An 18196-nucleotide genomic window follows, 5' to 3' on the forward strand; every position below is an offset into this window, starting at 1 on the left:
TCAGACCAATGCGTTGCGTTTGGCCATGTCTATCAGGTCGACCAGTGTATTGACCTTGAGCTTTTGCATCAGTCGTTTCTTGTAGGTGCTGACGGTTTTGTTGCTCAGGAACATGCCCTGGGCAATCTCCTTGTTGCTTCTGCCTTGGGCAAATAGTTGCAGCACCATAAGTTCGCGGTCATTAACCTGTCGGAAAAGTTTTAAATCGACGTCCGACGCTTCCTGGGAATAATTCATTGCCTGGCTGGGGAAATAATTGTATCCAGCAAGTACAGCCTTGATGGCGCTCAGCAGTTCGCTGAGGTCTTCCTGCTTGCACACATAACCGGCCGCCCCCGAATGCATGCAGCGCACCGCGAACAAGGCCGGGGACTGGGCGGTGAGTACCAGCACTTTCAATGGCAAGGCCATGTTCTGGAGGCGTGACAGCATTTCCAGGCCATCGAGCATGGGGATGCTGATGTCGAGAATCACCAGGTCGGGGAGGGCGTCGCGGATCCTCTGCATGGCATCGACACCGTTGTCCGATTCGCCGACGATCTTGTAGTTCTGGTTCTCCAGCAGCATGCGTACAGCCAGGCGGATAACGGGGTGGTCATCGACAATGAATACGGATTGCATGTTCAACTTCCTGCGGATTAGTGGCGAAGGCAGGTGCACCTTAACTCAGTTGGAAGTCAGCGGGCATGCGAGGAACGACTGTTAGCGATATATGGGAAATCGCTTACAAGAAAAAACAAATAAGACTACGAAAATGCCACGTGTTGTTATTCATTTGACTGATTTAGTAACTTTATATTTGCTAAAAACAAGCCGTGTTTAGCCTTGCTCGGCGGTATGTAGGAGTTTTCTTTCAAAAAGGGTGGCGCGGGCAGCCGCCGCGCCACGTGACAGGTACTCATACCGGGCTGGAACGACCTGTCATTTCCCGTGCCATTTCGCTGGCATAGCTGTCGGTCATGCCGGCGATGAAATCGATCATGCGCAGGAAGGCATTGTGCAGTGAACCGTGTGGGTCGGGCGCATTGTTGCCGATCAGGTCGAGCACCCGGCGGCTCTTGAACGACGGTGAGCGGCCGCCATGTTGTTCCAGAGCAGCTCCGCAGAAGGTGTTGAGCAGGATTTCCAGCGTGGTGTAGGCGCCGATCTCGTGCAGGGTCTTGCGTTTGTCCTGGAAGATCTTGTTACGCGCCATGTCCTTGGCCTGCAGAACGCAGCGCTTGGCCGGGCCATGCATGTGCTCCACCAGATCCCCTGGCAGACGGCCGGCCAACAGCGCCTGTTGCTGCTCGACGAAGGCGCGGGCGGCTGCGTTGGTCAGGTGCTCGATGGCCTTGCCGCGCAGGATGGCCAGCTTTCGTCGCCGGGAGTCCGAGGGGCCGAGTTGGCGGTAGGTTTCGGGCAGGTCGTCGCCAACCAGGTCGAGCAGCAGCGCTTCGACCTCCGCGTACTGGAGCAACTCCATTTCCAGACCGTCTTCCAGGTCGATCAGCGCGTAGCAGATGTCGTCGGCCGCCTCCATCAGGTACACCAGCGGGTGACGCGCCCAGCGTTGGTGCTCGAGCAGTGGCAGGCCCAGTTTGCGGGCGATCTGCTCCAACAGCGGCAATTCGCTCTGGTAGCACCCGAATTTATGCTTCTTGTAGCCCAAGGCATCCGCGTGGCGGGCGCTCCAAGGGTATTTGAGGTAGGTGCCCAGCGTGGCGTAGGTCAGTCGGGTACCGCCATCGAACTGGTGGTACTCCAACTGCGTGAGCACACGGAAACCCTGGGCGTTGCCCTCGAAATTGAGGAAGTCGGCCCTTTCGTCATCGTTCATGTCGTCCAGCCAGCCACGATCCGCGGCCTGCTGGAACCAGTGACGAATAGCGTCCTCGCCTGAGTGGCCGAACGGCGGGTTGCCGATATCGTGGGCCAGGCAGGCGGACTGTACGATCATGCCCAGGTCGCTGGGGGCGCACCAGTCCGGCAAGCTGTCGCGCAGGGTTTCGCCAACCCGCATGCCCAGCGAACGGCCGACGCAGCTGACTTCCAGGGAATGGGTCAGGCGGGTATGGATATGGTCGTTGCTGGAGACTGGGTGTACCTGGGTCTTGCGTCCCAGGCGGCGAAAGGCTCCCGAGAAGATGATCCGGTCGTGGTCTTTGTGGAAGGGGCTGCGGCCGAGTTCTTCGGGGCTGTACAGGGCTTTGCCCAGGCGTTCACGGGTCAGCAGGGTTTGCCAGTCCAAGGCTCGATCTCCTGTCGGTCGATGGCCATAGCTTCCCGTGTCGCGGCTGGCGGTGCAAGCGCCAGCCGCTGATCATTCCCCTCAGGGGCGCCGATTCTGCATGAACAGGCGAATCAGTGGCAGCAAGCTACCCCCCAGCCGCACCAGACGGGCCAGGTTGCCGCTGCGCATGCCTTTGCCTGTGAGGAAACCCATCGCTACCACAGCGCCTAGCCCCCACAATGGCGCATGCTTGATGCCCAGGCCGTCCTGCAGCGAATTACCCATGCCGCGCACGCGTCTGAGTGGTTCGAGCAGTTGCGCCGACTCGTGGCGAATTTCCTGACGGTGCATTTCCAGGCGCAGGCGCAACAGTGCCTTGCGCAGTTCCCTTGGGTTTCGAGTATTTGGCAATTCCGGCAGGCTCATGGCAGTAGGCGCTCCCGGTCCTTGGCCAACTCTTCAAGCGTGGCGTTGAAGGGCGACGATTCGTCGAATACCGCGGCCTTGAGGCGCAAGCCGCAATACAGCGCGGCCAGGCTGTAGAACACGCACAGGCCAATGATGCCGGCCAGTCGATAGCTGTCCCACAGCAGTACCAGCAACAGTCCGGACAAGGCTGTCAGCAACAGCAAAGCGAAGACCAGTGCCAGACCCGCGAACAACAGCAGGCTCAGGGTGCGGGCTTTCTGCTCCTGCAGTTCGATGCCGAACAGTTCGATATGGCTGTGCAACAGCCCGAGCAGGGCCGCACTCAGGCGTTTGCCCGAAACGCCGGCGCCGTTGGCGTCGTTCTCCATGGGGACTCCTCAGCGCCGATTGGCCAACAGGCCGATCAGCAGGCCAACGCCCGCAGCGATACCGATCGCGTGCCAGGGCTTTTCCTGCACATACTGCTCGGCGGCACCCAGGGCGGCCTGGCCGCGTTCGCGCACTGAGTCCTGGGTCAGTTGCAGCGTTTCGCGGGCCTGGGTCAGGCGCTCGTGGATCTGCTCGCGCAGTTCGTCGGCCTGGTCGCCTGCCAGGTTGGCGGTGTCGGCAAGCAGCTTCTCGGTGTCTCGCACCAGTGCCTGGAAGTCAGCCATCAATATCTCTTGTGCATTCTTTGCCGATTTGCTGGCCATGGGGCTCTCCCTTGAGTGTTGGTGAAAATTTCGAGTAACGCGGCGTGGCAAAGGTTCACTGCCAACGCTGGTATGGGCCTTGCTAAGTGTTTTGCCACGTCATGGGGCGATGGCATGGACCGTTGCGCCGATTCAGGGCGACACCCCGGCGGATACCAACAAACCTTAACCCAATCCTCGACAAACCCAAGAAAAAACCACGCAGGCTCCAGCCGGGTCACTGAAACAGGGCAGGGGGCTGGCACCGATTAGGTGCACGGATGCAGGTTCTTGAACTGTCCTGGTGCTTTTTTCAGCAGGTCTGCCTACGTCATGGAAAACATGCACAGCGCGATGGACTCCCTGGTCCATGGCTCCAATACGCTTTTCATCCTCATGGGGGCCATTCTAGTACTGGCCATGCACGCTGGCTTCGCTTTTCTGGAAGTGGGGACCGTGCGACACAAGAATCAGGTCAACGCATTGTCGAAGATCCTCAGCGACTTCGCCATATCGGCCTTGGTGTACTTCTTCATCGGTTACTGGATCGCCTATGGGGTAAGCTTCCTGCACCCGGCGGCGCAGCTGGCGGCCGACCACGGCTATGCACTGGTCAAGTGCTTCTTTCTGCTGACCTTCGCCGCGGCCATCCCGGCCATCATCTCCGGCGGTATCGCCGAGCGGGCGCGATTCGCCCCGCAGCTGTGCGCAACCGCATTGATCGTTGCGTTCATCTACCCGTTCTTCGAAGGCCTGGCATGGAACGGCAACCTGGGTGTGCAGGCATGGCTGCAGGCTACCTTCGGTGCGCCTTTCCATGACTTCGCGGGCTCGGTGGTGGTGCACGCCATGGGCGGCTGGCTGGCCCTGGCGGCAGTGGTGCTGCTGGGCGCGCGGCGTGGGCGCTATCGGGAGGGCCGTCTGGTGGCGTTCGCGCCTTCGAGCATTCCATTCCTGGCGCTGGGTTCGTGGATTCTGATCATCGGCTGGTTCGGCTTCAACGTCATGAGTGCCCAGACCCTGCAGGGGGTGAGCGGCCTGGTGGCGATCAACTCGTTGATGGCCATGGTCGGGGGAACGCTGGCGGCCCTGCTGGCCGGGCGCAATGACCCTGGCTTCCTGCATAACGGCCCATTGGCAGGCCTGGTGGCCGTGTGCGCAGGTTCGGACCTGATGCACCCGATTGGCGCTCTGGCCACCGGGCTGGTGGCGGGCGTGCTGTTCGTCTGGAGCTTCACCGCTGCACAGAACCGCTGGAAGATCGACGATGTGCTGGGTGTCTGGCCTCTGCACGGCTTGTGCGGGGTTTGGGGCGGAATCGCCTGTGGCATCTTCGGCCAGGTCGCGTTAGGCGGCATGGGCGGGGTCAGCCTGATCAGCCAGCTTTTGGGCAGCCTGGCTGGTGTGGTGGTGGCGTTGGTGGGCGGTTTCGCGGTGTATGGAACCCTCCGTGCGCTGCATGGACTGCGTTTGAGCCACGAGCAGGAGTTCCAGGGCGCCGACCTGTCGCTGCACCGCATCGGTGCCACCAGCCAGGATTGAGCCGAGTCAGATGCGCATAGGGCGGGACCGACCTAGAATAGAGGCTCTCCCATTCTCTGACCGGACCTGCCCATGCTGCCTGAATGCCAACTGTTCGGCACCCTCGGTTGCCATCTATGCGAAGTGGCCGAGGCCGTGCTGATGCCTTTCGTCGAGCACGGCCTGCTGGTGGAGCTGGTCGATATCGCCGAAGACGAAGCGTTCTTCGAGCGATACAGCCTGATCATTCCGGTGTTGCGGCGATGCGACAACGGCGCCGAGTTGCGCTGGCCATTCGATGCCGAGCAGGTGGTGACCTTTCTTGGCTGACCTGTGCGAGGGCAGCCTGAATTGACGGAATAGTGAAGCTCTCCGTATGCTGTATATAAATACAGTATCAGGGTGAACTCATGCTCAACGTCGAGCAACTCAAGTACAGCGTCAACCGCATGTCGCCAGACCGGGTATGCGACGCCGTGGTCGAACTGCGTCTTGAAGGCCTGGTGACGGACGACCGCACCCCATTTGGCAAGGTGCATTTCAACACCTGCTTTGCCGAGATCGAGGCCTTGTTCCAACGGGCCGGCTACCACCGGGCGCTCGATGTCGTGGGTTATCAGGGTCTGGTCTATGCGCTCTACGACCCTGGACGCTGGGAGGCGGTGGAGGTGTTGCGTTGGTTGAAAGAGCGTAGCGATGGAGTAGGGCGGGCTGGTTGAGCCGTCGGGCTTGGGGGATAATGCGCGGTCCTGATCGCCCAGAGCTTTGCCATGACCACACCGTTCGACCCCGCTCGCCAGCAGGCCAGCACCGTCTGCCTGCCACCTGGTAACTGGGCGACGGTTCTGGATTGTCTTTGCGACCACTTCAGCGCCATCAGTCGCGACCAGTGGCTTGACCGTTTTGCCCGTGGTCGTGTGCTCGATGCCGAAGGCCAGCCTATTGCAGCTCACCTGCCATATAGGCGGGGCATGCGCCTGCACTATTTTCGCGAAGTGCCCAATGAACGGCCGATCCCGGTGCAGGAAACCATTGTTCACATGGATGAGCACCTGGTGGTGGCTGACAAGCCGCATTTCCTGCCGGTGACGCCGACCGGGGAATACGTCGAACAGACCTTGCTGCGCCGCCTGATCCGCCGCCTGGACAATCCCCACCTGGTGCCGCTGCACCGGATCGACCGGCACACCGCGGGCCTGGTGTTGTTCTCCGCCAACCCTCAGACCCGCAGCGCCTACCAGCGGCTGTTTCCCGAGCGGCGCATCGACAAGCGCTACCAGGCCATTGCTGCGGCGATGCCACAGCATGCATTCCCTTTGGTGCACCGAAGCCGCCTGGTACATGGTGAGCCATTCTTCCGCATGCACGAGGTCGAGGGCCAGAGCAATAGCGAGACCTTGGCCGAGGTGCTGGAAAAGCGAGGCGAGCTTTGGCGCTACGGGCTGTCGCCGGTAACCGGCAAGACTCATCAATTACGTGTTCATATGGCGGCGCTCGGGGCAGGGATCTGCAACGACCCGTTCTACCCGGTTTTGCTCAAGGAAGAAGACGATTACCAGCGACCGTTGAAGTTGCTGGCGCAGAGTTTGCGTTTCGAGGATCCGTTGACGGGGGAGCAGCGGTACTTCGAGAGTGGTTTGACGCTGGATTGGTGAAGCCGGGCCGCTATGCGGCCCGGTGTTCATGCGGGCTCCTCGCAGGAGCACCCGATTGCTGTTGTCTTGCCGGTCCCATTGCTGGCAAGCCGGTTCCTACAGGCGGTGCGCGACGCCTGCAGGAGCGAGCAAGCTTATCGGTTGAAGCGCTCCACCAGCGAATACTGCGTGCCGGCAGTGGAGGTCAGCTCTTCGCTGAGCAGTGCCGAGTGTTGCGCCTGTTCGGCGGTCTGGTCGGCCAGCTCGGCGATGGTGCTGATGTTGCGGCTGATCTCGTCGGCCACGGCGGTCTGTTCTTCGGTGGCCGCCGCGATCTGGGTGGCCATGTCGGTGATATTGGCTACCGCTTCGCTGATTCCAATCAGCGCCTGGTCGGCCTGCATGACCCGCTCGACACCTTCCTGGGCCTGGCGGTGACCGGTTTCCATGGTGAGTACAGCGTTGCTGGCGGTTTGTTGCAGCTTGGCGATCAGGGTGTGGATTTGTCCGGTCGACTCGGCGGTACGCTGGGCCAGTTGGCGGACCTCGTCGGCGACCACCGCGAAACCACGGCCCATTTCACCGGCGCGGGCGGCTTCGATGGCGGCGTTCAGTGCCAGCAGGTTGGTCTGGTCGGCGATGCCTTTGATCACGTCTACCACACCACCGATTTCATCGCTGTCCTTGGCCAGTTGCGTCACGGTCTGACCGGTTTCGCCCACGGCTGTGGAGAGTCGTTCGATGGCTTCGCGGGTTTCACCGGCGATCTGGCGACCCTGGCTGGTCAGGCGGTTGGCTTCCTGGGTGGCGTCGGCAGTGCGTTGGACGTGGTTGGCCACTTCCTGAGTGGTGCTGGCCATCTGGTTGACGGCGGCGGCGACCTGTTCGGTTTCCACCCGCTGACGCTCCAGCCCCGAGGAGCTCTTGTGGGCCAGGGCATCGGACTGGCGCGCTTGCTCGCTGAGGTGTTCGGCACTGTCCTGCAGACGTGTCAGGCAGGTCTTCATCCGCGCATCCTGGCTGAGCATCGCCATTTCCAGGCGTGCCTGTACGCCGCGGCTGTCGGTGAACATCTGCGCGATCAGCGGGTCGGAGGTGGTCTGCTCGGCCAGGCGCAGCAGGCGTTTGAGGCCGCGTTGCTGCCAGGTCAGGCCAAGCAGGCCCAGCGGTACCGACAGGCCGGCGGCCAGGGCAAAGCCCCAGGAATGGCCGAGCCAGTTGCCGATGAGGAAGCCGATCTGGCTGACGAGAATGAACGGCAGCCAGTCCTGCACCACCGGCAGCCATGTGTCGCGGCGCGGGATGGCGCTCTTGCCTTGGTTGATGCGTTGGTAGAGGGCTTCGGCGCGGCGGATCTGCTCGGCAGTAGGTTTGACGCGGACCGACTCGAAGCCGATGACTTGGTTGTTTTCGAAAATGGGGGTGACGTAGGCATTGACCCAGTAGTGGTCGCCCGATTTGCAGCGGTTCTTGACGATGCCCATCCAGGGCAGGCCCTGCTTCAGGGTCTGCCACATATGCGAGAACACCGCCGACGGAACGTCGGGGTGGCGCACCAGGTTGTGCGGGGCACCGGTCAGTTCTTCGCGGGAGAACCCGCTGATCTCGATGAATGCATCGTTACAGTAGGTGATCACACCTTTGGCATTGGTGGTGGAGATCAACCGCTGTTGGGCAGGGAAAGTCCGTTCTCTCTGGGTAATCGGCTGGTTGTTACGCATGGGCTGAGTAATCCGCAAGGCTTTCCACAGATATCGGCAAGCCACTGGTTTTATTGAATGAATATTTAATTATGGTTGATCTGGCGCAAGGATTGTGAGGTGGGGCTGCATTAGGGAATCCTAGGTTTTCAGGGAAGATGCTGCCTTTACTCGGAACTTTATGACCATTTTGTGACGCTTGGCGTCTATCATGACCGATTGGCCATCAAAGAGCCATCGCGCGATGCATGCTGCGCTTTTGCTTTCTTTTGCTTTTGCTGTGTTCTGGTTTCCAGTACGCGGTTGTCCAGGCGCCGCTACTTGCGACGTCGGTAGGTCGAGCGTAGGGCTTGCTCCGGGAGGGCCGCGCTGAACGGCCCCTCCTGGGCCGCAGCGTTTGACGGGCATTCATGCCCGTCACCTCCCTGCGCAGTCGCATCAGGTGGCGTCTGAACTACTGCGAGCTAGAAGCAAGAGCAAAGCGAAGAAAAAGAAAATTTGCCTCGCATTTATGGTTTTAATATTGAATGTGCGGCTGGTTCAGCTGTTGTTGTTGTTGTTGTTGTTGTTGTTGTTGTTTTTGTTGTTCGGATTAGGTATTTCAAGCGCCGCTTTTGCTTTTCATGCGCGATATCCCAGACGCTGCAAATTGCGACGTCAGTAGGCCGAGCGTAGGGCTTGCGGAGGGAGGTGACGGGCATGGATGCCCGTCAAGCGCTGCGGCCCAGGAGGGGCCGTTCAGCGCGGTCCTCCCGGGAGCAAGCCCGTAGCGAGGGAACCCCGGAGCGAAGCGTAGGGGCCGGATGATAGGAGCCAGCGGTTTTTGCCTACTTTTGCCCAAGAGCAAAAGTAGGTCGCCGTAAAGGCGAAAAGGTGAATGAGCGCCTCCATGGCGAATGGATATTCACGCTATCTGAATGCCGCCCTTAAATCTGTGCTTTGAAGTTTGAAGTTTTGGTTTCTGGATGCGTGAGCATATCCATTTGCCAAGGTGACGCTCAATCACCTTTCCGCTCTTACAGCGGGTCACTTTTTGGCAGACGCCCCAAAAAGTAACCAAAAAAGTCTGGCTCCTATCATCCGGCCCCTACGCTTCGCTCCGGGGTTCCCTCGCTCCGGGCTTGCTCCGGGAGGACCGCGCTGAACGGCCCCTCCTGGGCCGCAGCGCTTGACGGGCATCCATGCCCGTCACCTCCCTGCGCAAGCCCTGCGCTCGGCCTCCTGAAGTCGCATGAGGTGGCGCCTGAACTACCGCGCGCTAGAAGCAAGAGCAAAGCGAAGCAAAAGAAAGTCCGTCTCGCATTTTGTAGTTTGAATATTTAATGTGCGGCTGGTTTAGCTGTTGTTGTTGTTGTTGTTGTTGTTGTTGTTGTTGTTGTTGTTGTTGTTGTTGTTGTTCGGATTTGGTATTTCATGCTCCGCTTTTGCTTTTAATGCGCGATATCCCAGACGCTGCAAATTGCGACGTCAGTAGGCCGAGCGTAGGGCTTGCGGAGGGAGGTGACGGGCATGGATGCCCGTCAAGCGCTGCGGCCCAGGAGGGGCCGTTCAGCGCGGTCCTCCCGGGAGCAAGCCCGTAGCGAGGGAACCCCGGAGCGAAGCGTAGGGGCCGGATGATAGGAGCCAGCGGTTTTTGCCTACTTTTGCCCAAGAGCAAAAGTAGGTCGCCGTAAAGGCGAAAAGGTGAATGAGCGCCTCCATGGCGAATGGATATTCACGCTATCTGAATGCCGCCCTTAAATCTGTGCTTTGAAGTTTGAAGTTTGAAGTTTTGGTTTCTGGATACGTGAGCATATCCATTTGCCAAGGTGACGCTCAATCACCTTTCTGCTCTTACAGCGGGTCACTTTTTGGCAGACGCCCCAAAAAGTAACCAAAAAAGTCTGGCTCCTATCATCCGGCCCCTGCGCTGCGCTCCGGGGTTCCCTCGCTCCGGGCTTGCTCCGGGAGGACCGCGCTGAACGGCCCCTCCTGGGCCGCAGCGCTTGACGGGCATCCATGCCCGTCACCTCCCTGCGCAAGCCCTGCGCTCGGCCTCCTGAAGTCGCATTAGGTGGCGCCTGAACTACCGCGCGCTGGAAGCAAAAGCAAAAGCAAAAGCAATGATTCATGGTCCTCAACTTGCAATCAATTGCCTCAGCACATAATGCAGAATGCCGCCCGATTTGAAGTACTCCACTTCATTCAAGGTATCGATCCTGCACAACACCTCGATCTTCTCCTGCTCCCCATCCTCACGAGTCATTCGCAACGTTAAACGCATTCCCGGCCGAATAGATGCATTTTCAAGGCCCTCGATGTCGATGATCTCCCGGCCCGTCAGCCGCAACTGCTTGCGATCGTTCCCAGCCATGAACTGCAATGGCAATACCCCCATACCAACCAGATTGGAACGGTGGATACGTTCGAAACTCTCCGCCAACACCGCCTTCACACCCAGCAAGTTGGTACCTTTGGCCGCCCAGTCACGGCTCGAACCCGTACCATATTCCTGGCCCGCCACCACCACCAATGGCGTTCCTTCAGCCTGGTAACGCATCGCCGCATCATAGATCGACAGCTTCTCGCCCGAAGGCACATGCACCGTATTGCCGCCTTCCTCACCCCCCAGCATCTCGTTGCGGATTCGAATGTTGGCGAAGGTGCCGCGCATCATCACCTCATGGTTCCCCCGACGCGAACCGTAGGAGTTGAAGTCCCGTGGCTCGACACCCTTCTCGCGCAGGTAACGCCCAGCCGGGCTGTCGGCCTTGATGTTGCCAGCGGGGGAGATGTGATCAGTGGTCACCGAGTCGCCAAGCAACGCCAGGATCCGCGCACCATGGATATCACCGATGTGCGGCAATGGCCCGGCGATGTCATCGAAGAACGGCGGGTGCTGGATGTACGTCGAGTCGTCCTGCCAAACGTAGGTGGCCGCCTGCGGTACCTCGATCGCTTGCCACTGCGCGTCACCGGCAAAAACCTCCGCATACTCCTTGTGGAACATGCCGGTGTCGACTTTGGCCACGGCGTCGGCAATCTCCTTCTGACTCGGCCAGATATCGCGCAGGTACACCGGCTGCCCATCCTTGCCGGTGCCCAGGGCATCTCGTGTCAGGTCCAGGCGCACGCTGCCGGCAAGGGCATAGGCAACCACCAGCGGCGGCGATGCCAGCCAGTTGGTCTTCACCAGCGGGTGCACCCGGCCTTCGAAGTTGCGGTTGCCTGAGAGCACCGAGGCAACCGTGAGGTCAGCGTTGGCAATGGCCTTCTCGATCGCCTCGTCCAACGGCCCCGAGTTGCCGATACAGGTGGTGCAGCCATAACCGACCAGGTCAAAACCCAATTGATCAAGGTAGTGGGTCAAACCGGCTGCCTTGAAGTAGTCGGTGACCACTTTCGAGCCTGGCGCCAGGGAGCTCTTCACCCAAGGCTTGCGTTGCAGGCCCTTTTCCACGGCCTTCTTCGCCACCAGGCCAGCAGCCATCATCACGCTGGGGTTGGAGGTGTTGGTGCAGGAGGTGATGGCCGCGATCACCACCGCGCCGTCGCGCAGGGTGTGGGTTTGCCCATCATGCTGGTAGTCGACTTCGCCAGCTTGATCGGCATTGCCTACCGCCACGCCGCCGCCACCTTCGCTTTCCAGGCGGCCAATCTCCTTGGCCAGTGGTTTGGGCTGCAGTTCGATGAAGTGGTCGAAGGCCTGCTTCACCTGGCCCAGGGCGACGCGGTCCTGAGGGCGTTTCGGGCCAGCCAGGCTGGCCTCCACGTCGTTCATATCGAGCGCCAGGGTATCGCTGAACAGCGGTTCCTGACCCGGCAGGCGCCACAGGCCCTGCGCCTTGCAGTACTGTTCGACCAGCTGCACCGTTTCGTTGGGACGACCGGACAGGCGCAGATACTCCAGTGTCACGTCGTCTACCGGGAAGAAACCACAGGTCGCGCCGTACTCTGGAGCCATGTTGGCCAGCGTCGCCCGGTCGGCTAGGGGCAGGTCCGCCAGGCCATCGCCATAGAATTCGACGAACTTGCCCACTACACCTTTCTTGCGCAGCATCTGTGTCACGGTCAGTACCAGGTCCGTAGCGGTGATGCCCTCACGTAACTTGCCGGTGAGTTTGAAACCGACCACTTCCGGAATCAGCATCGACACCGGCTGGCCCAGCATGGCGGCCTCTGCCTCGATCCCGCCAACCCCCCAGCCAAGCACGCCGAGGCCGTTGATCATGGTGGTGTGCGAGTCAGTGCCGACCAGCGTGTCCGGGAAGGCGTAGGTGCGGCCGTCTTCTTCACGGGTCCAAACGGTGCGACCGAGGTACTCCAGATTGACCTGGTGGCAGATGCCCGTTCCAGGTGGCACCACCCGGAAGTTGTGAAAGGCACTTTGGCCCCAGCGCAAGAATGCATAGCGCTCGCCGTTGCGCTGCATCTCGATGTCGACGTTCTCGGCGAACGCCTGGGGCGAGGCATAGCGGTCGACCATCACCGAGTGGTCGATCACCAGGTCCACGGGTGACAACGGGTTGATCCGCTGCGGATCGCCGCCGGCCTTGGCCACGGCTGCACGCATGGCAGCCAGGTCGACCACCGCCGGTACACCGGTGAAGTCTTGCATCAGTACCCTGGCTGGGCGGTATTGAATCTCGCGATCCGAACGCCGCTCCTTTAGCCATGAGGCCAGGGCGTGCAAGTCATCGCCGGTGACGGTCTTGCCGTCTTCCCAGCGCAGCAAGTTCTCCAGCAGCACCTTCAGCGACATCGGCAGGCGTTGCAGGTCGCCTAGCTGGCGGGACGCTTCGGCGAGGCTGTAGTAGTGGTAGGTATGGTCGTTTATCTTCAGGGTCTTGAGGGTTTTCAGGCTATCGAGCGAGGGCATTGCCAACTCCTTCTGCGCCGGTGCCTGGCAATCATGGATATTTGCCAGTGGCACCGCTCTGTATCGGCCCGTACGTCACGGGCCTGGCTGAAAGGTCAGGTTAGACCTGTTTGTCATGCATGACCCACTTCTGGACCGGCGGGGCATGTCGCAGGTTCCGATCTTCCTTTATCATCGCCGGCCTGCCGGCGCCGGTTGTGCGCCAGCCGAAGTGGAGTGAGAGATGAATACCCTGTTCATGCATTGCCGGCCCGGTTTCGAGGGCGAGGTGTGCGCAGAAATCAGTGAACACGCCGCCCGCCTTGGCGTTGCCGGTTATGCCAAGGGCAAGCCGCAGAGCGCCTGCGCCGAGTTCGTCTGTGCCGAGGCCGAAGGTGCCGAGCGGTTGATGGGGGAACTGCGCTTCGCTCAGTTGATTTTCCCGCGCCAGTGGGCCCGTGGTGACTTCGTCGAGTTGCCGGAAAGCGACCGTATCAGCGTGTTGCTCGAGCACCTCGGCGCTTACCCGGAGTTCGGCAGCCTATGGCTGGAGGTGCTCGACAGCAACGAAGGCAAGGAGCTGTCGACCTTTTGCCGGAAGTTCGAGGTCCCGCTGCGCAAAGCCTTGGAAAAGGCCGGGCGCCTGGTCGAAGACAGCAATCGCCCGCGTCTGTTGCTGACGTTCATCAGCGGCAGGCGGGTGTTTGTCGGCATGGCGCCACCGAGCAACAGCGCGCTCTGGGCCATGGGTATCCCTCGGCTGAAGTTCCCCCGCGAGGCACCCAGCCGTTCGACCCTCAAGCTCGAGGAAGCCTGGCACCAATTCATTCCCCGCGAGCAGTGGGAGCAGCGTCTGGGTGACGACATGACCGGTGTCGACCTGGGCGCATCGCCTGGTGGTTGGACCTACCAGCTCGTGCGTCGGGGCATGCTGGTCACCGCGATCGACAACGGCCCCATGGCCGAGAGCTTGATGGACACCGGTCTGGTGCAGCACCTGATGGCCGATGGCTTTACCTGGCAGCCAAAGCAGACAGTGGACTGGATGGTCTGCGACATCGTCGAAAAGCCCGCGCGCACCGCTGCCTTGATCGAAACCTGGCTAGGCGAGGGGCTGTGCCGCGAGGCGGTGGTCAACCTCAAGTTGCCGATGAAGCAACGCTATGCCGAGGTGCGGCGTCTGCTGGATCGCATGGAAGCCACCTTCAAGGCGCGCAAGGTCAGGGTTTCGATTGCCTGTAAGCAGCTGTATCACGACCGCGAGGAAGTGACATGTCACCTGCGCCGGCTCGACTTGAAGCCACGCTGAGTGCTTGGGGCCGGCAGCCGGCCCCTTGGACCGAAGCCTGGCATGCGCGACAATAGCGATCATTTGCGGAGTTCCACATGACTGAATTCACCCCCGACGCCATCCTCGATGCCACTGGCCTGAACTGCCCGGAGCCGGTGATGATGCTGCACCAGCACGTGCGCGACCTGGCCGCTGGCGGCCTGCTCAAGGTGATCGCCACCGACCCCTCGACCCGCCGTGATATCCCCAAGTTCTGCAACTTCCTGGGTCATGAGTTGCTGCAACAGCAGGAAGAGGCCGGTACCTTCCTGTACTGGATCCGCAAGAAGACCGACTGAGCCGCGCTGGATCAAGCCGGGCGTAGCGCCTACACTGCGTTCCCCGCACAGGAGAGCGCCATGCTGATAGTTGCCGACGAGAATATCCCGCTGCTCGATGCCTTCTTCGAAGGCTTCGGCGAGATCCGCCGTTACCCCGGCAGAAGCCTTGACGCGGCCAGCGTCAAGGATGCCGACGTACTGCTGGTGCGCTCGGTGACCCGGGTCGACCGGCAACTGCTCGAAGGCAGCCGTGTCCGTTTCGTGGGCACCTGCACCATCGGCACCGATCACCTGGACCTGGACTACTTTGCCGAGGCTGGCATCCGCTGGAGCAGCGCACCTGGGTGCAACGCCCGTGGCGTGGTGGATTACGTGCTGGGTAGCCTCCTGACCCTGGCCGACCTCGACGGTGTGTCACTGCCTGAGCGCGTATACGGCGTGGTGGGCGCAGGTGAGGTGGGCGGCCGCTTGGTGCGGGTACTGCATGGTCTGGGTTGGAAGGTGCTGGTCTGTGATCCGCTGCGTCAGGCTGTAGAAGGGGGCGACTATGTCAGCCTTGATACGGTGCTTGAGCAGTGTGATGTCATCAGCCTGCACACCCCGTTGCAGCATGGCGGCGACCACCCGACCTGGCATTTGCTGGGCGAGGCGCAATTGGCGCGTTTGCGTGCTGGCGCCTGGCTGATCAATGCCAGTCGCGGACCTGTGGTGGACAACCATGCCCTGCGCGAGCTGTTGCTGGACCGCGAGGATGTGCATGCCGTACTCGATGTATGGGAGGGCGAACCCCAGGTAAACCTGCAGTTGGCTGACTTGTGTACCTTGGCCACGCCACATATCGCAGGCTATAGCCTGGACGGTCGCCAGCGTGGCACGGCGCAGATCTACCAGGCGCTATGCCGTTTCCTCGGTCAGCCCGAGCAGGTGCAATTGGCAGACTTGCTGCCCAAGCCACCGCTGGCGCAGATCGAACTGGATGCCAGCGCCGACCTGGCCTGGTCCCTGGCGACCCTGTGTCGCGCCGTGTATGACCCACGCCGTGACGATGCTGACTTCCGTCGTAGCCTGAGCGATGACCCGGCCCAGCAGCGGGCGGCCTTCGATGCCTTGCGCAAGCATTATCCACCGCGGCGTGAGATCGAAGGGCTGGCGGTGCGTATTCGGGGCGAGGCGCCGCAACTGGCACAGATGGTCAGCGCCTTGGGTTGCGCGGCCCTGTAAGAGCCGGCTCGCCGGCGTTCAGGCCGGGCAGTCCAGCGCAAAACCCCATCAGGCGCCCATGAAAAACCCGGCCAGAGGGCCGGGTTGTCAGAAATCTATTGCTCAGCCCTTGCGCACTTTTTCTACCCGACTGTCTTCGAGGTCTTTGCACGCTTGCTGGATCATCTGCTCGGTGATCGGCACCTCGCGACCTTGGGCGTCGATGATCGAGCCGCAGACCTTCGACGGTGGTTGATTCTGTGGCTTTTGGCTATCGCTGCTTCGCTGCAGACTCATCTTTCCTGTCTCCTCATCAGGTTCAAGCTCAGGGTAACCCTGCGCCGTGACCGGCCTGTGACAGCTCTGGTTCTGTTGTCACGACAGGGACAGTCCAACAGAAAGCGCCTCAAAGCTCCAGTGACCGGTTAGAACGAAAAGCTATACTCACCAGGGTGTGCGCACTATTGGACTGCATTACCCAGAATTGGTCCGCGCTCGCCTGCAACCGTTCCCCCTTATCGGATGAATGGTAGTCTCAGGGTTCCCGTCTCCTCTGGACCTCACCATGCCCGAATCGGTTTCACCACGTCAGCGACGGGCCCTGCGCCTCGCCTGGCAGTTCATTCGTCCTTATCGGCGCCAGGCCCTGCTGGCAGTGCTGGCACTGGTGGTCACGGCAGGCATTACCTTGTCCATGGGCCAGGGCATTCGCTTGCTGGTGGACCAAGGTTTCATGACCCGCTCGCCCCACCAGCTCAACCAGACCATCGGCCTGTTCCTGGTGTTGGTCCTGGCGCTGGCCGTGGGCACTTTCAGCCGGTTTTACCTGGTGTCATGGATCGGCGAACGCTGCGTGGCCGATATTCGGCGGGCGGTGTTCGATCACCTGGTGGGACTGCACCCCGGCTTTTTCGAAGACAACCGCAGTTCCGAGATCCAGTCGCGTCTGACTGCCGACACCACCTTGCTCCAGTCGGTCATAGGTTCATCGCTGTCGATGTTTCTGCGCAATGCCTTGATGGTGGTGGGAGGTGTGGTACTGCTCTTCGTCACCAACCCCAAGCTCACCAGCATCGTGGTGGTCGCCTTGCCCCTGGTGCTGGCACCGATACTGTTGTTTGGCAGGCGGGTGCGCAGCCTGTCGCGTCAGAGTCAGGATCGGGTGGCGGACGTGGGCAGTTACGTGGCGGAGACCTTGGGGCAGATCAAGACAGTACAGGCCTATAACCACCAGTCGCGGGACCGGGAGCTGTTCGCCGGTACTGTCGAGGCGGCTTTCGGTGTGGCGCGGCGGCGCATTGCCCAGCGCGCATGGCTTATCACCCTGGTCATCGTGCTGGTGCTGGGGGCCGTTGGCGTGATGCTCTGGGTCGGTGGCATGGATGTCATCGCCGGGCGTATCTCGGGCGGTGAGCTGGCCGCCTTCGTGTTCTATAGCCTGATCGTCGGCAGCGCCTTCGGTACCCTCAGTGAGGTGATCGGGGAGTTGCAGCGCGCGGCAGGCGCGGCCGAACGTATCGACGAGTTGCTGGCAGCGCGCAGTGCAATACTGCCTCCCTCGGTGCCGACGACATTGGTGTACCCACGGGTGTCTGGCAGGATCGAGTTGCAACAGGTCGGGTTTGCCTACCCGTCGCGGCCTTCGGTGGCGGCCATCGACGATCTGAGCCTGGTGGTAGAGCCGGGGCAGACTGTGGCGCTGGTAGGACCGTCCGGTGCCGGCAAGTCGACCCTGTTCGACCTGCTGCTGCGCTTCTACGACCCCCAGCGCGGGCGCATTCTGCTCGACGGGCAACCCATCACAGACCTGGACCCGGCCGACGTACGTCGCCAATTCGCCTTGGTTGCGCAGAGCCCCGCGCTGTTTCGCGGTAGCGTCGAGGCCAACATCCGATACGGTCGGCCCGAGGCGACCTGGGAGGAGGTGGAAGCGGCTGCGCGGGGCGCCCATGCCGACGCGTTCATCCGGCAGTTACCCCAGGGCTATCAGACGATGCTGGGGGAGGGCGGGACCGGCCTTTCGGGAGGGCAGCGCCAACGCCTGGCCATCGCTCGAGCGCTGTTGGTAGACGCACCTATCCTGTTGCTCGACGAAGCCACCAGCGCCCTCGATGCCCAGAGCGAGCACTTGATCCAGCAAGCGCTGCCGAGCCTGATGGCCGGTCGGACCACCCTGGTGATTGCGCACCGCCTGGCCACGGTGCAACACGCCGACCGGATCGCGGTGATCGACAAGGGCCGTTTGGTGGCGGTGGGCAGCCATGCCCAACTGATCGAGCAAAGCCCACTTTACGCGCGATTGGCCTCGCTGCAGTTCAATACGCGTTAGTGCGTGGCCGTATGTAACATTTCTGTAGCAATTGCCTGAGAGTATCTGGATC

The 18196-nt window shown here is 61.2% G+C and carries 16 protein-coding genes; 8 read left to right on the forward strand and 8 right to left on the reverse strand.

Annotation, left to right across the window (positions count from 1 at the left end):
- The 5 genes from P3R38_RS07765 to P3R38_RS07785 form a co-directional block, all read right to left on the reverse strand.
- Positions 1 to 621 (reverse strand): response regulator transcription factor, encoded by a 621-nt coding sequence (locus P3R38_RS07765; RefSeq protein WP_104882791.1) that lies wholly within the window; start codon positions 619 to 621, stop codon positions 1 to 3.
- Positions 622 to 898: 277 nt separating this feature from the next.
- On the reverse strand, positions 899 to 2230 hold the full coding sequence (locus tag P3R38_RS07770; RefSeq protein WP_023379537.1) for a deoxyguanosinetriphosphate triphosphohydrolase: 1332 nt from the start codon (positions 2228 to 2230) through the stop codon (positions 899 to 901).
- Between the two features lie 81 nt (positions 2231 to 2311).
- Complete coding sequence (locus P3R38_RS07775; protein ID WP_023379538.1) at positions 2312 to 2638, reverse strand: hypothetical protein; 327 nt, start codon at positions 2636 to 2638, stop codon at positions 2312 to 2314.
- Entirely contained in the window at positions 2635 to 3009 is a 375-nt protein-coding gene (locus P3R38_RS07780) for a phage holin family protein (RefSeq protein ID WP_023379540.1), read from the reverse strand. The genes P3R38_RS07775 and P3R38_RS07780 overlap by 4 nt, the downstream gene beginning before the upstream one ends.
- Positions 3010 to 3018: 9 nt before the next feature.
- Positions 3019 to 3333, reverse strand: a complete 315-nt coding sequence (locus tag P3R38_RS07785; RefSeq protein ID WP_023379542.1) for a YqjD family protein — start codon at positions 3331 to 3333, stop codon at positions 3019 to 3021.
- A 312-nt stretch (positions 3334 to 3645) separates the two neighbouring features.
- Here P3R38_RS07785 and P3R38_RS07790 point away from each other — a divergent pair, with 312 nt between their 5' ends.
- The 4 genes from P3R38_RS07790 to P3R38_RS07805 all read left to right on the forward strand — a co-directional run bounded on the left by P3R38_RS07790 (position 3646) and on the right by P3R38_RS07805 (position 6488).
- Positions 3646 to 4854, forward strand: a complete 1209-nt coding sequence (locus tag P3R38_RS07790; RefSeq protein WP_023379544.1) for an ammonium transporter — start codon at positions 3646 to 3648, stop codon at positions 4852 to 4854.
- Between the two features lie 72 nt (positions 4855 to 4926).
- A complete protein-coding gene (locus P3R38_RS07795) occupies positions 4927 to 5163 on the forward strand; it encodes a glutaredoxin family protein (RefSeq protein WP_023379545.1) in 237 nt (78 codons plus the stop codon).
- An 80-nt stretch (positions 5164 to 5243) separates the two neighbouring features.
- Positions 5244 to 5552: a hypothetical protein gene (locus P3R38_RS07800; RefSeq protein ID WP_023379546.1), complete on the forward strand. Its 309-nt coding sequence runs from the start codon at positions 5244 to 5246 to the stop codon at positions 5550 to 5552.
- A gap of 51 nt (positions 5553 to 5603) precedes the next feature.
- Positions 5604 to 6488 carry a pseudouridine synthase gene (locus P3R38_RS07805; RefSeq protein WP_023379547.1) on the forward strand — a complete coding sequence of 295 codons (885 nt, stop codon included), beginning with the start codon at positions 5604 to 5606 and terminating at the stop codon, positions 6486 to 6488.
- Positions 6489 to 6622: 134 nt separating this feature from the next.
- Here the strand turns inward: P3R38_RS07805 and P3R38_RS07810 are convergent, their stop codons facing one another.
- Positions 6623 to 8188, reverse strand: a complete 1566-nt coding sequence (locus P3R38_RS07810) for a PAS domain-containing methyl-accepting chemotaxis protein (protein ID WP_023379548.1) — start codon at positions 8186 to 8188, stop codon at positions 6623 to 6625.
- Positions 8189 to 10283: 2095 nt separating this feature from the next.
- Positions 10284 to 13025, reverse strand: a complete 2742-nt coding sequence (acnA, locus tag P3R38_RS07815; protein WP_277686972.1) for an aconitate hydratase AcnA — start codon at positions 13023 to 13025, stop codon at positions 10284 to 10286.
- A gap of 223 nt (positions 13026 to 13248) precedes the next feature.
- Here acnA and rlmM point away from each other — a divergent pair, with 223 nt between their 5' ends.
- The 3 genes from rlmM (at position 13249) to pdxB (ending at position 15836) form a co-directional block, all read left to right on the forward strand.
- A complete protein-coding gene (rlmM, locus tag P3R38_RS07820) occupies positions 13249 to 14313 on the forward strand; it encodes a 23S rRNA (cytidine(2498)-2'-O)-methyltransferase RlmM (RefSeq protein ID WP_023379550.1) in 1065 nt (354 codons plus the stop codon).
- Positions 14314 to 14390: 77 nt separating this feature from the next.
- On the forward strand, positions 14391 to 14633 hold the full coding sequence (gene tusA / locus P3R38_RS07825; RefSeq protein WP_023379551.1) for a sulfurtransferase TusA: 243 nt from the start codon (positions 14391 to 14393) through the stop codon (positions 14631 to 14633).
- Between the two features lie 60 nt (positions 14634 to 14693).
- On the forward strand, positions 14694 to 15836 hold the full coding sequence (gene pdxB, locus P3R38_RS07830; protein WP_023379552.1) for a 4-phosphoerythronate dehydrogenase PdxB: 1143 nt from the start codon (positions 14694 to 14696) through the stop codon (positions 15834 to 15836).
- A gap of 102 nt (positions 15837 to 15938) precedes the next feature.
- Here pdxB and P3R38_RS07835 read toward each other — a convergent pair whose 3' ends face one another.
- The gene (locus tag P3R38_RS07835) at positions 15939 to 16112 is read right to left on the reverse strand and encodes a PA1571 family protein (RefSeq protein WP_023379553.1); all 174 of its coding nucleotides are present in this window, start codon (positions 16110 to 16112) and stop codon (positions 15939 to 15941) included.
- Positions 16113 to 16380: 268 nt separating this feature from the next.
- On the opposite strand from P3R38_RS07835, the gene P3R38_RS07840 reads away from it, so the two are divergent.
- A complete protein-coding gene (locus P3R38_RS07840; RefSeq protein ID WP_104882786.1) occupies positions 16381 to 18144 on the forward strand; it encodes an ABC transporter transmembrane domain-containing protein in 1764 nt (587 codons plus the stop codon).
- Positions 18145 to 18196: the final 52 nt, after the last annotated feature.

It is taken from the genome of Pseudomonas sp. NyZ480, from assembly GCF_029537255.1.
Classification (GTDB): Bacteria; Pseudomonadota; Gammaproteobacteria; order Pseudomonadales; family Pseudomonadaceae; genus Aquipseudomonas; species Aquipseudomonas taiwanensis.

Excerpts from the sequence above, each read along its gene's own strand:
- P3R38_RS07765 (WP_104882791.1), bottom strand. The coding sequence starts at position 621 with ATGCAATCCGTATTCATTGTCGATGACCACCCCGTTATCCGCCTGGCT.
- P3R38_RS07775 (WP_023379538.1), bottom strand. The coding sequence starts at position 2,638 with ATGAGCCTGCCGGAATTGCCAAATACTCGAAACCCAAGGGAACTGCGC.
- P3R38_RS07780 (WP_023379540.1), bottom strand. The coding sequence starts at position 3,009 with ATGGAGAACGACGCCAACGGCGCCGGCGTTTCGGGCAAACGCCTGAGT.
- P3R38_RS07785 (WP_023379542.1), bottom strand. The coding sequence starts at position 3,333 with ATGGCCAGCAAATCGGCAAAGAATGCACAAGAGATATTGATGGCTGAC.
- P3R38_RS07790 (WP_023379544.1), top strand. The coding sequence starts at position 3,646 with ATGGAAAACATGCACAGCGCGATGGACTCCCTGGTCCATGGCTCCAAT.
- P3R38_RS07795 (WP_023379545.1), top strand. The coding sequence starts at position 4,927 with ATGCTGCCTGAATGCCAACTGTTCGGCACCCTCGGTTGCCATCTATGC.
- P3R38_RS07800 (WP_023379546.1), top strand. The coding sequence starts at position 5,244 with ATGCTCAACGTCGAGCAACTCAAGTACAGCGTCAACCGCATGTCGCCA.
- P3R38_RS07805 (WP_023379547.1), top strand. The coding sequence starts at position 5,604 with ATGACCACACCGTTCGACCCCGCTCGCCAGCAGGCCAGCACCGTCTGC.
- P3R38_RS07810 (WP_023379548.1), bottom strand. The coding sequence starts at position 8,188 with ATGCGTAACAACCAGCCGATTACCCAGAGAGAACGGACTTTCCCTGCC.
- acnA (WP_277686972.1), bottom strand. The coding sequence starts at position 13,025 with ATGCCCTCGCTCGATAGCCTGAAAACCCTCAAGACCCTGAAGATAAAC.
- rlmM (WP_023379550.1), top strand. The coding sequence starts at position 13,249 with ATGAATACCCTGTTCATGCATTGCCGGCCCGGTTTCGAGGGCGAGGTG.
- tusA (WP_023379551.1), top strand. The coding sequence starts at position 14,391 with ATGACTGAATTCACCCCCGACGCCATCCTCGATGCCACTGGCCTGAAC.
- pdxB (WP_023379552.1), top strand. The coding sequence starts at position 14,694 with ATGCTGATAGTTGCCGACGAGAATATCCCGCTGCTCGATGCCTTCTTC.
- P3R38_RS07835 (WP_023379553.1), bottom strand. The coding sequence starts at position 16,112 with ATGAGTCTGCAGCGAAGCAGCGATAGCCAAAAGCCACAGAATCAACCA.
- P3R38_RS07840 (WP_104882786.1), top strand. The coding sequence starts at position 16,381 with ATGCCCGAATCGGTTTCACCACGTCAGCGACGGGCCCTGCGCCTCGCC.